General features: G+C 56.8%; 14 protein-coding genes. 7 read left to right on the top strand and 7 right to left on the bottom strand.

The features are described from left to right. The 3 genes from BLS08_RS25795 to BLS08_RS25785 all read left to right on the top strand — a co-directional run. A partial coding sequence (locus BLS08_RS25795) for an OprD family outer membrane porin (protein ID WP_139204315.1) occupies window positions 1-303 on the top strand: 303 nt, incomplete at its 5' end. Between the two features lie 341 nt (window positions 304-644). Then, on the top strand, window positions 645-977 hold the full coding sequence (locus tag BLS08_RS25790) for a DUF2790 domain-containing protein (protein WP_017675718.1): 333 nt from the start codon (window positions 645-647) through the stop codon (window positions 975-977). A 157-nt stretch (window positions 978-1,134) separates the two neighbouring features. Beyond that, on the top strand, window positions 1,135-2,460 hold the full coding sequence (locus BLS08_RS25785) for an OprD family porin (RefSeq protein ID WP_024616830.1): 1,326 nt from the start codon (window positions 1,135-1,137) through the stop codon (window positions 2,458-2,460). Between the two features lie 177 nt (window positions 2,461-2,637). Here the strand turns inward: BLS08_RS25785 and BLS08_RS25780 are convergent, their stop codons facing one another. The 6 genes from BLS08_RS25780 to BLS08_RS25755 all read right to left on the bottom strand — a co-directional run bounded on the left by BLS08_RS25780 (window position 2,638) and on the right by BLS08_RS25755 (window position 7,556). Then, complete coding sequence (locus BLS08_RS25780) at window positions 2,638-3,081, bottom strand: DUF411 domain-containing protein (protein WP_090337755.1); 444 nt, start codon at window positions 3,079-3,081, stop codon at window positions 2,638-2,640. Beyond that, window positions 3,071-3,913: a c-type cytochrome gene (locus BLS08_RS25775; RefSeq protein ID WP_003139525.1), complete on the bottom strand. Its 843-nt coding sequence runs from the start codon at window positions 3,911-3,913 to the stop codon at window positions 3,071-3,073. The genes BLS08_RS25780 and BLS08_RS25775 overlap by 11 nt, the downstream gene beginning before the upstream one ends. Before the next feature lie 9 nt (window positions 3,914-3,922). After that, the gene (locus tag BLS08_RS25770; RefSeq protein ID WP_004374649.1) at window positions 3,923-5,014 is read right to left on the bottom strand and encodes a copper resistance protein B; all 1,092 of its coding nucleotides are present in this window, start codon (window positions 5,012-5,014) and stop codon (window positions 3,923-3,925) included. After that, complete coding sequence (locus tag BLS08_RS25765; protein WP_004374653.1) at window positions 5,004-5,315, bottom strand: hypothetical protein; 312 nt, start codon at window positions 5,313-5,315, stop codon at window positions 5,004-5,006. Before BLS08_RS25765 ends, BLS08_RS25770 begins: the two co-directional genes overlap by 11 nt. A 12-nt stretch (window positions 5,316-5,327) precedes the next feature. After that, window positions 5,328-7,160, bottom strand: a complete 1,833-nt coding sequence (locus BLS08_RS25760) for a copper resistance system multicopper oxidase (protein ID WP_004374656.1) — start codon at window positions 7,158-7,160, stop codon at window positions 5,328-5,330. Window positions 7,161-7,349: 189 nt separating this feature from the next. After that, window positions 7,350-7,556 (bottom strand): co-regulatory protein PtrA N-terminal domain-containing protein, encoded by a 207-nt coding sequence (locus tag BLS08_RS25755; RefSeq protein ID WP_004374659.1) that lies wholly within the window; start codon window positions 7,554-7,556, stop codon window positions 7,350-7,352. A gap of 283 nt (window positions 7,557-7,839) precedes the next feature. Between BLS08_RS25755 and bufA2 the strand changes: the two genes are divergently transcribed. The 4 genes from bufA2 to BLS08_RS25735 are packed head-to-tail and all read left to right on the top strand — an operon-like array spanning window position 7,840 to window position 10,137. Continuing rightward, on the top strand, window positions 7,840-8,100 hold the full coding sequence (gene bufA2 / locus BLS08_RS25750; RefSeq protein WP_003460126.1) for a BufA2 family periplasmic bufferin-type metallophore: 261 nt from the start codon (window positions 7,840-7,842) through the stop codon (window positions 8,098-8,100). 44 nt (window positions 8,101-8,144) lie between these two features. Continuing rightward, window positions 8,145-8,981, top strand: a complete 837-nt coding sequence (gene bufB / locus BLS08_RS25745) for an MNIO family bufferin maturase (RefSeq protein WP_004374664.1) — start codon at window positions 8,145-8,147, stop codon at window positions 8,979-8,981. Next, window positions 8,978-9,772: an HvfC/BufC N-terminal domain-containing protein gene (locus tag BLS08_RS25740; RefSeq protein ID WP_003460128.1), complete on the top strand. Its 795-nt coding sequence runs from the start codon at window positions 8,978-8,980 to the stop codon at window positions 9,770-9,772. The genes bufB and BLS08_RS25740 overlap by 4 nt, the downstream gene beginning before the upstream one ends. Before the next feature lie 50 nt (window positions 9,773-9,822). After that, a complete protein-coding gene (locus tag BLS08_RS25735) occupies window positions 9,823-10,137 on the top strand; it encodes a hypothetical protein (RefSeq protein WP_017675723.1) in 315 nt (104 codons plus the stop codon). Window positions 10,138-10,398: 261 nt separating this feature from the next. Here BLS08_RS25735 and BLS08_RS25730 read toward each other — a convergent pair. Further along, window positions 10,399-10,561: ATP-binding protein (locus BLS08_RS25730; RefSeq protein ID WP_244155393.1), on the bottom strand; the 163-nt coding region annotated here is incomplete at its 5' end.

Genomic DNA, 10,561 nt, shown 5'->3' with positions numbered 1-10,561 from the left:
GACTTCGCCAACAAAGACGAAACCTCATGGCAGGCCCGCTATGACTTCAACTTTGCCAGCGTTGGCATCCCTGGCTTGACGTTCATGACCCGTTACCTGACCGGCGACAATATTGATCTAGGCGCAGGCGGTGCCGATGGTAAGGAGTGGGAGCGCAATACTGACATCGCCTATGTCTTTCAGGACGGTGCGCTGAAAAACCTGGGCGTTAAATGGCGCAACGCCACACTACGTTCAACCAACTTCGGCAACGACGTTGATGAGAACCGCCTGATCGTGAGCTACACCCTTCCACTGCTGTAATTAGCAATAATCCGTGCGTTGCACTGTTTGTGCAGCGCACGCATTTAGCGAAATGCACAGACGGCGACTATGGGGAGCCGCCAAGAGTGCATTACTACCGCTAACGATCGCCTCACCAAAGCTGACTTTCCAATGACCCACTCACTGATACCTGGGTAGAAATTGTTATCTTCGGTAGCCGACGCCTGTAATTGCTCTGACGAGTGCCAAACATAACTGACGTATCAAAACCTTTACTCTCAAAGAGTTTAGATCCATTACAGGAATGTAATTCTCGCTTCACGTTTGTGACAGGGTCTTGCGTTTATATTTTAATCACCACCTTGAAGGAGTGATTAAACATGAAAAACCTCAAAGTCATTGCTGCACTTTCCGCTATGGTTGTTTCCTCTGCAGCTCTGGCAGAAGGCGGCGCTGATCGTGTCTATGGTCGGATGATTCAGGCCAATGAGCAGGCCATGCAAGAGTATGCTGCCGCTAACGGAAAGAATCCGCCTGAAGTTATTCATTACCGCTACGGCATGAAACTCGATATCGCCAGGGTCGTGGCCACTACCCCGACGGACTCTAGCTGCGGTGTGATGCCGGCCCAGATGACCTACGAGGACTCCAATGGCGATCTGAATATTCTTGAATACCGGGCAGCCGGGACAGGTTGCCGTAATCAAAACTAGATAAATGACATCGCGCTGACTGAAATGTAATTTCCAAGTCACCCTGACGTTATTTGGCATGTGGAAATATGACCAAGGCGTGCCTGGCTATGCCCGGCGCGCTTGGCACATATATGCGACCACACAATGACAACTGCCAATAACATCAGGAGCATTTATGAATAACAGAACCCTGTTAGGACTTTCTCTGCTCACTCTGAGCGTCAGTACCGGGCAAGCTGCAATGGCCGCCGGCGAGAAAGGCGAGGGATTTATCGAAGGCAGCAGCCTGACCATTCTCAATCGAAATCTCTACTTCAACCGCGATTTCCGTAAAGGCCAGTCCAGCAGCTCGGGTAATGGCTATTCGGAAGAGTGGGCGCATGGCGTGATAGGCAGATTCGAGTCTGGTTTCACCGAGGGCACCATAGGCTTTGGTGTCGATGCCTTTGCCATGCTAGGGCTCAAGCTTGACACCGGCGACGGCCGTTCTGGAGCAGGCGGCTCAGTCGACGTGATGCCTTACAACAGCCTCGGGCAGGCTGAGGACAACTACTCCAAACTGGGGGGCGCGGTGAAAACTCGGTTCATGGATACCGAGATCAAGGTAGGCGACGTCTTTCCCGTCAGCCCGGTCGTCCAATACGGTGATGCACGGCTTTTACCGGAGAGTTTCCGAGGTGTCACCGTGGTCAACAGCAGCGTGGAAGGACTGTCGCTTCAGGGCGGTCGCCTCCACTCGATGAGCCAACCCAATACCAGCAGCATGCGCGACGGCTTCGCTACCTTCTACGCGGGCGAAGTGGACTCGCCATGGATCGCCTATTTCGGTGGTGATTACACGCTTAATGACAACGTCGGCTTTAGTCTCTACACCAGCCGCCTCAAGGATGCCTGGAATCAATATTACGCGGGCACCACGCTGAGCTACCCGCTTGCGGACGATGTCGCCTTGATCGGCGGGCTGAACTACTACAAGGCGGTCGATGAAGGGAGGCAGCTCCTCGGGAGCTTCGATAACAACATCTGGAGCGGCAAGGTCGGCATCCAATTCGGCGCTCATACAGTGCTGGTGGGTCTCCAGCGCAACAATGGCGATGATGACTTCGACTACTTGCGCCAATCGGACTCCATCTACCTCGACAACTCCATCCAGTACAGCGACTTCAACTCGCCGAAGGAGAAGTCATGGCAAGTGCGCTATGACCTGGATATGGAGCCTTTCGGTGTGCCTGGATTGAGCTTCATGACTCGATATGCCCAGGGCTGGGATGCCGACTACAGCAACGCCAACGAAGTCTATATGCGCCGTGATGACAACGGCGATCCGTTGACCAACCAGAAGCGCTGGGAGCGGGACATCGAGGCCAAGTACGTTGTGCAGTCTGGGTCGTTGAAGGACATGTCCTTTCGCATTCGACAAGCCACGACTCGCGCCACCGACTTCGAGTCGGATTTGGATGAGTTCCGCCTGATTGTCGAGTACCCGCTGGAAGTTCTCTAACCCTGGCAAGCGAGCGGGTTGATTGCCCGCTCGCTCCTTGGTCCTGCTGTCCCCTCGTAGTGCTCCTTTGGTTTGGAGACAGCCCTTGGCGCCCTAGGGCGCCTTTTTTACTTAGGTTAAAGGACGTATGAAAATGAGTCGGCCACTACACACAAGCGGCCGTGCTGGCAGGCAGTACTACTGGGCGGGATATTCTGCAACGACCTGATCAGAACCCGTCTTGGTCAAGCCAATGACCTGGTAGGCATGCTGTACGCCATCGACTTCCATGCCGGGGGAGCCCGCCGGCATCCCGGGAACAGCGATGCCCACGAGATCATCGCGCTTGGTGAGTTCGATGACCTGAGCCGCCGGCACATGACCTTCGACGAACTTGCCGTCAATCACCGCGGTGTGGCAAGACGCTAACCGTGGCGCGACGCCCAGTCTTTGCTTCACTGCTGTCATGTTGCTTTCAACATGGTCGACGACTTTGAAGCCATTCGCTTCGAGGTGTGAAATCCACTTCTTGCAACATCCGCAATTGGCATCACGATGGACATCAATCGTCAGGGCATCAGCTGCTTGAACCGCAGACGTGACGGAGAGAGCGGCCAGTAAGGCCAGATATTTAGCTTTCATGTACGTGCTCTTTGCCATCGGCGTGGGTGTGGGTCTTGGGCGAGGCGTTCGGAGCCTGCTCGGCGTGATGATCACCTCCGTTGGACGACGCCTCATCCCCAGCATGGTGGTCATCGCCACTCATATCCGAATGGTGACCTGCCTTAGGTGCGGAGCCACCCTCGCTATCCGTAGCCGCGGCATCGTGATGACCAGGCTCTCCAGCATCACCTGATCCATGATGGTCATCGCCACCGCCACTATTGTCATGATGGCCAGGCTTGTTGTCGCCGTGCTGTCCTTCATGGTTATGCATCTGCGTTTCCCCACCACCGTGCTGATGGCCGCCACTGGATGCGACGAGTGTTTGGTATTGCTTGGCATCCATCGTCGGCAGTTGGTTGAGGAAGGCAACCATGCCCCAGATGTACTCGTCTCCCATGCTCTTGCCCCACGCAGGCATACCCGTTGCCTTGATGCCATGCTTGATCACCCAGAACGCTGCTGACGGATTGCCATCGACACCGATCTTGGCGAGGTTGGGGGGCGCAGGATAAAGCGATTGGCTTAGCTCGGTCTCCGCCACACCTGGCGCCAAATGACAGCCGATACACATGGAGTTGTAGTTGCCCGCACCGGCGCGAATAAGAGCTTGATCATCCAGGTTGGGAACCTCGATGTCCCGCGAACGGACTTCGATAGAGCGGTCACGGGCCATCGTGAGAAACGCATGCACTGCAGGAAAATGGGGATCGTCGGCCCCCACGTTGACCACGCCAAAGTAGGCGCCGGCCAGGACAGCTGTGCTACCGACCACGCCGGCCGCCACCAAAGTTTTAATTGTTCTTTTCATGTCAGGTTCTCAAAACCACATCCGGATACCGGCGACAAAACGCGCCTCGTCTACATCACCGCCCTCGTCGCGCACCATGTCTGCCGTGTTGCCATAGGAGCGGCTCCAGGAAACCCCGATATAGGGGGCAAACTGCCTGACAATCTCGTAACGCAGACGCAAGCCGAGCTCGGTATTTGCCAACCCAGACCCCACACCTCGCTCAGGATCGTTCTTGCCGTAGAAGTTCATTTCGGCAGTTGGCTGGAGAATCAGCCGGTTGGTCAGCAGAATGTCGTACTCGCCCTCCAGTCGGGCAGCAGTTTGGCCATTCTCGCCGACGAAGGCCGTGGCTTCGGCCTCAAAGGCGTAAAGCGCCATGCCCTGGATACCGAAGGCGGCCCAAGTCTGCGGCGACTCCGGTTTGAAGTCCTGGCGAACGCCCGCGACGACATCCCACCAAGGGCCGATCGAGCGGCCGTACAGCAGCTGTAATTCAGCATCCTCGGTCACGCCGTTGGTACGCTCGCCTTCGGAGCGGAACCAGACCCGGTTGATATCACCGCCTACCCAGCCCGACGCATCCCAGGCCAGGGTGCTGCCCTCATCTGCGTCCTGGTATTCGAGCTGATCGAGCAGGAAAAAACTGTTGATGGCGCTGTCGTGAACCTTGTGGCCAGGTAATGGCGGGAAAGCCGCTTGGCGATCAGCATCCGTCAGAACGGGAATCGGCGTACGGCTGGTGGTTCTCGGGGCTTCAGCGGAGCCATGGTTCATCTTTGAATGATCCATGCCCTCCATCTGTCCTTGCATGGCGCCATGCCCCATCTTGCTGTGATCCATAGCCTGGGCCTTCTCTTGGCTCTGGCCGTGGCCCATCTGGCTATGATCCATGCTGCCCGAAGCACCCTGCATGGCACCATGGTCCATCTTGCTGTGATCCATGCCCTCCATCGGCGCTTTGGTAGCGCCGTGGCTCATCTGGCTATGGTCCATCGACATGGTGCCGTGCCCCATTGCCGAATGATCCATTTCTTCCGCAGCCAAAGTAACGCCGCCGCTGAACGCACTCAGCGACACAGCCAGCGCCAAGAGAGATGGACGTGAAAACCTAGTGGTCATGGTTCGAACCTGCTTCGGCTTCGGTGCCGCCATGCTTATCCATCATGTTTTCGTGATTCATGCCGTCATGCTTCATGTCTCCGTGATCCATGGCGCCATGATCCATCTGCTGGCCAGCGGCCTTGTCTTTCGATTGATCTGCAGGCTTGTCACTGGCGTCGGGCGCAGCCGACTCGGCAGCATGTTGTTCGTGCTCGCTGTGCCCCTCACCTGCCAATGACGTCGGCGCGTGCAGAACAGCCAAAAGACTGAACATCGCTGCGCTGCCAAACAGGGCATTACGCTTCATAAAAGTACTCATCAGAAATCTCCTTTACTCATCCACACGGACTTCACGGAACATGCCCATTTCCATGTGGAGCAACAGGTGGCAGTGATAGGCCCAACGTCCCAACGCATCGGCGGTCACCCGATAGCTGCGCTTGGAACCTGGCGGCATGTCGATGGTGTGTTTACGCACCAGGAAATTGCCGTTCGCATCCTCCAGATCACTCCACATGCCATGAAGATGGATCGGGTGAGTCATCATGGTGTCGTTGACCAGCGTGATGCGAACACGCTCGCCGTACTTGAGGCGCAGAGGCTCGGCGTCAGAGAACTTGATTCCATCGAAGGACCAGGAGAATTTCTCCATATGCCCGGTGAGGTGCAGCTCGATGGTGCGACTTGGCTCACGCCCGTCCGGATCAGGGAAGGTGCTGCGCAGGTCAGAGTAAGTCAGGACGCGCCGGCCGTTATCACGCAGGCCGATACCTGGGTCGTCCAGCTTGTGCGTCGGCGTCATGGTCTGCATGTCGACCAAAGGATTGTTGGTCTCTGAGGCCGGGTGTGCCTGCATGTTGCCAGCCATGCCAGCCATGCCAGCCATGCCAGCCATGCCAGCCATGCCCGAATGATCCATTCCAGCCATCTGGCTGTGATCCATGCCGGCCATGCCACCCTGCATGCTCCCATGATCCATGCCCGCCATACTGCCGTGGTCCATTCCGGCCATGTTCCCGTGATCCATACCGCCCATGCTGCCGTGATCCATACCCATGTCGCCCATGGCAATCAGCGGACGCGGGTCGGGGCTGGGTACTGGTGCACTCAACCCCTCCTGTACAGCAAGGGTGCCGCGCGCATAGCCAGTGCGGTCCATGGATTGGGCAAACACGGTATAGGCCTGTTCGCTGTCTGGTTCGATGATCACGTCGTAGGTCTCGGCCACGGCGATACGGAACTCGTCGACGCTGACCGGTTTGACGTGCAGACCATCGGCCGCAACCACAGTCATCTTCAGGCCTGGGATGCGCACATCGAAATAGGTCATAGCCGAGGCATTAATGAACCGCAGGCGGATCTTTTCGCCTGGTTTGAATATGCCGGTCCAGTTGCCATCAGGTGCCTGGCCATTCATCAGGTAGGTGTAGGTGTAGCCACTGACGTCAGCGAGATCCGTCGGGCTCATCTTCATCTCGGCCCACATCTTGCGATCGGCTACGGCGGCGGACCAACCCATCTCGCTTACGTCATCGATGAAGTCACCAACGGTGCGTTTGTGCTGGTTGTAGTAGTCCGACTGTTTCTTGAGCTTGGCCAGTACCCGCGTTGGATTTTCATCCGTCCAGTCGCTCAGCAACACGACGTAATCACGGTCGTAACTGAAGGGCTCGGGCTCCTTGGCATCGATGACCAGCGCGCCGTATACGCCGACCTGCTCCTGCAGCCCCGAGTGACTGTGATACCAGTAGGTACCGTTCTGGTTGACCTTGAACTTGTACTCATACATGCCGTCAGGGGCGATGCCATGGAAGCTCAGGCCAGGAACACCATCCATGTTCGCCGGCAGGATGATGCCGTGCCAATGGATGGAGGTGTCCTCCTTGAGGCGGTTGCGCACGCGCAATGTGACGGTATCGCCTTCGCGCCAACGAAGAATCGGCCCAGGGAGCGAGCCGTTGATGGTCATGGCCGTGCGCGCTGCGCCGGTGATGTTCACCGGGGTTTCACCGATGAATAGGTCGAATTCGTTACCAGTCAGTACGTTGGGCTGGCCGGGGCTGTTCACCGCCCAGACCGGCGTGCGCCACATGCCCATGCCGCCGAGAATACCGGCGGCGGCGAGGCCTTTGACGAAAGTACGTCTTGTGGTTTTGCTTTGCATGCCGTTATGTCCAATCCGTCAGATGAGCCGGTGATATGCATCCGGTCTCGGGTTCATTGACTGCTCCAGTGTCGGGAGATTTGATCTTCAAGCCTTGCGTGCTGCGCAAGTTCCCCCTGACACCAAGCAGTATGAAACTGCCATATCTCAACCATCCGGGTGATTACATTTCTGTAAGGTTGAGGGGGCTCAGCAGCTGGCGTGTTCCGCCTGTTTGGCTTGGCTGCCGGCGACAGGAGCTTCATCGTTCTGCTGCTTGGCCAACTGATAGGCTTCCAGCGAGACCTGGCGGGCTTGTTCCATGCGTGCAAACGTGCGATCAGCACCGCCTTCGGCCATCGCCAGGCTGGAAACACTCAGGGCAGCAACTACAAACAGGGTTTTGATCGATTTCATTTCGTTAATCCTCAGAAGTTTAGAAGCCCCTGTAACTAGTGGGGACGAGCGTTAAGCTCGCTGCTACGTTAACCACGACGCCCTGTCAGCAACCTGATCCGAACATTACAGTTCTGTCAGTTTGCTATTTCTTTCTTGTAGGCCCTCCTGAAGGCTCGGTACTGTCTTCCTGCCCGCGCAGCCTTGCGGATTCCATGGGCCTGATCGGTAGCAATGCCTGAGCTAACTCGTTCATTCGCACCGACGGATCGCGACCATCAAACAATCAAGAGAGATAGCCACTATGTCGAACAAATCCAACGTAGCTACCGGTGCCGCCTTGGCTCTGGTGGCCGCCAGCCTGTTCTCCACCCTGCCCGTCCAGGCTGCTCAGGAAACCAAAGCAGCAGAAGTGAAGTGCTTCGGGATCAATGGTTGCAAAGGGCAGAACGACTGCATGACCGCGAAAAACGACTGCAAAGGCCAAGGCGAATGCAAAGGCCAAGGGTTCAAGTTGATGACCCAGACCAAATGTGACGAAGCCGGTGGCAAAACCAGCGAATAAGGCGGTTCAGGGGAGTGCATGCCACTCCCCTGCTGGAGTCTCGAATGAGTAAGCGCAAAACTCTGGGTTTCGGTCTTGGCCTTCGTAACGAGTATTACCGGCAGATCCTGGAGGAACGGCCTGCGGTCGACTGGTTCGAGATCATTTCCGAGAATTACCTGGTGGAGGGCGGCAAGGCTCTCTACTTCCTTGATGCGATCGGCGAGCACTACCCCCTGGTGATGCACGGAGTATCTCTTTCGATTGGCGGCTCACATGCCTTGGACATAGACTACCTACGACAGCTCAAGCAGCTGGCGGATCGGGTGCAGCCTCAGTGGGTGTCTGATCACCTGTGCTGGAGTCGAGGCAACGCCCATCAACTTCACGATCTGCTACCGCTGCCGTTTACCCAGGAGAGCCTGCTGCATGTCGCGGCCCGGGTGCGCTTGGTGCAGGATGTTTTGGAACGTCCCATCGTGCTGGAGAACGTTTCCTCCTACGTGCAGTGGACAACATCCAGCATGAGCGAGTCTCAGTTCCTCTCGGAGCTCAGTTACCTGACCGGGTGCGAGCTGCTTCTCGACGTGAACAACGTCTACGTCAGTTCGCGCAACCAGGGTTTCGACCCTTGGCAGTTCATCATGGAATTGCCGCACGAGCGGATTCGGCAAATTCACCTGGCCGGGCACAGCGATTACGGGCAGTACCTCATCGACACCCATGACCAGCCCATCGCTGATCCGGTTTGGTCTCTCTACAGCAAGACTTTGAGCTACTTGGGCCCGACATCGACCTTGATCGAGCGGGATGACCAGTTTCCGCCGCTGGAAGAGCTGTTGTCCGAATTAGCACATGCCCGTGCTATCGCCAAATCTGTGATATCGGGGGCCACCCCTTGAGCCTGATCGCCCTACAGACTGCATTTGAAACTTACCTGACAGGTGACAGTGCCCTGCCCTCCAACGAGCTTTTGGAGCAGATCCGAGGTAGCACAGCGCTGAGTGCTCTCGAAGGCCTGCAGATCTACCACAACGCTTACCGTTCGCGCCTGCTTGCGGTCTTGCGAGAAGACTTCCCTGCCCTGCTTCACTGGATCGGCAACGAATCATTCGAGCAGCTCGCACTGGCCTACTTGGCCGCCTGGCCACCACGACATTTCAGCATTCGCTGGCTGGGCGAGAAGCTGCCCGAGTTCATTAGCAGCTACGTCGAAGAACCCCAACTATCGCCGATGCGCGAACTCGCGGAACTGGAATGGGCCTTTACACTGGCCTTCGACGCTCAGGATGTCGAAGCGCTTTCGCTGGAGACCATGAGTGATTTTTCGGCTGAAGACTGGATTTCACTCAGGGTTTCCCTGACTGCATCTGCCCGGTGGTTGCAGCTGCAGTACAACACGCTGGAGTTGTGGAAAGCCGCCAAGTCCGGCAGCTTGCTGCCTGATATTACCCGCCTGCCAACGAACCTAGCCTGTCTTGTTTGGCGTCATGAACTCGTCTGCCAGTACCGGAGCCTGGAGCCAGCGGAGGCTTCGGCATTGCAGTTTCTCATCGAGGGCGGATCGTTCGCTGAACTCTGCGAGTCGTTGAGCGCCACGCATGGCGAGCAAGCTCCCTTGCAAGCCGCGACCTGGTTGAAGTTGTGGGTCAACGACGGTTTGCTAAAGCGCGGCCAGCTATTACACGAATGACCCGGAACCTTTAGGCTAGCGCTCTCTCTTTGGCCACTCCGAGCGCTTCTATGACTCACCGCATCATGCATTTCAAACAGCAAGCCTTGCTTGACCCGGAGACCTATCAGGCAATGCTGGCCGACGGCGTTGGTCACTGGGAGCGGCTTGCAGGAGAAGTCGTCGGCATAGAAGACGAAAAAAGCCACGAGTTCGCTGCATTGAAAAGCCTGTTCAAGCGCAAGCGGTACTCCTATGACACGCTGGAAATGCGCGAGCCAGGCGATCACTCAAACTGGCTTCGCGGCCGAGATGGTTCAGAAGGTATGACCAACGAGGTCACCAGTATCCCAGGGCTAAAAGAGCTCTCAGAACTGGAGATTTAGTGGGATAGCAGGTCAGCGCTCAAGCGCTGACCTGGGCCGAATAGCCAAGCTCCTGGATGAGTTCGCGTGTTGGCGCTGATGGAAAATTGACCCACCCTGCCGATTGAAATTTGACCCAGGGCGGATTGCTGATTTTGTTACCAGCAACTGTGGATAAGTCTACCAGCGCAGCTGCTGTTGCCCCCACTCCTTCGCTAGCCCAGTTCAGTTGTTTAAGACCTGCCACACGCAGCCATGTAGCAGGCCGTCGTCGCCATGAAATCAGAACGGCTCATCGTCCTCCGGTTCCTGGCCGCCCTTACGCTTTCGCTCCCGTGATTTGATCTTGGCCTGGGCCGCCAAGCTACTGTGTTGCAGGCGATAGGACTCGTTACCGGTTTCGACGATGTGGCAGTGGTGGGTCAGCCGATCCAGCAGGGCGGTG

Origin of the sequence: Ectopseudomonas chengduensis (genome assembly GCF_900102635.1) — a bacterium.
In the GTDB taxonomy this organism is placed as follows: domain Bacteria; phylum Pseudomonadota; class Gammaproteobacteria; order Pseudomonadales; family Pseudomonadaceae; genus Aquipseudomonas; species Aquipseudomonas chengduensis.
This window is presented reverse-complemented; position numbering and strand designations above follow the sequence as displayed.

Excerpts from the sequence above, each read along its gene's own strand:
- BLS08_RS25790 (WP_017675718.1), top strand. The coding sequence starts at position 645 with ATGAAAAACCTCAAAGTCATTGCTGCACTTTCCGCTATGGTTGTTTCC.
- BLS08_RS25785 (WP_024616830.1), top strand. The coding sequence starts at position 1,135 with ATGAATAACAGAACCCTGTTAGGACTTTCTCTGCTCACTCTGAGCGTC.
- BLS08_RS25780 (WP_090337755.1), bottom strand. The coding sequence starts at position 3,081 with ATGAAAGCTAAATATCTGGCCTTACTGGCCGCTCTCTCCGTCACGTCT.
- BLS08_RS25775 (WP_003139525.1), bottom strand. The coding sequence starts at position 3,913 with ATGAAAAGAACAATTAAAACTTTGGTGGCGGCCGGCGTGGTCGGTAGC.
- BLS08_RS25770 (WP_004374649.1), bottom strand. The coding sequence starts at position 5,014 with ATGACCACTAGGTTTTCACGTCCATCTCTCTTGGCGCTGGCTGTGTCG.
- BLS08_RS25765 (WP_004374653.1), bottom strand. The coding sequence starts at position 5,315 with ATGAGTACTTTTATGAAGCGTAATGCCCTGTTTGGCAGCGCAGCGATG.
- BLS08_RS25760 (WP_004374656.1), bottom strand. The coding sequence starts at position 7,160 with ATGCAAAGCAAAACCACAAGACGTACTTTCGTCAAAGGCCTCGCCGCC.
- BLS08_RS25755 (WP_004374659.1), bottom strand. The coding sequence starts at position 7,556 with ATGAAATCGATCAAAACCCTGTTTGTAGTTGCTGCCCTGAGTGTTTCC.
- bufA2 (WP_003460126.1), top strand. The coding sequence starts at position 7,840 with ATGTCGAACAAATCCAACGTAGCTACCGGTGCCGCCTTGGCTCTGGTG.
- bufB (WP_004374664.1), top strand. The coding sequence starts at position 8,145 with ATGAGTAAGCGCAAAACTCTGGGTTTCGGTCTTGGCCTTCGTAACGAG.
- BLS08_RS25735 (WP_017675723.1), top strand. The coding sequence starts at position 9,823 with ATGACTCACCGCATCATGCATTTCAAACAGCAAGCCTTGCTTGACCCG.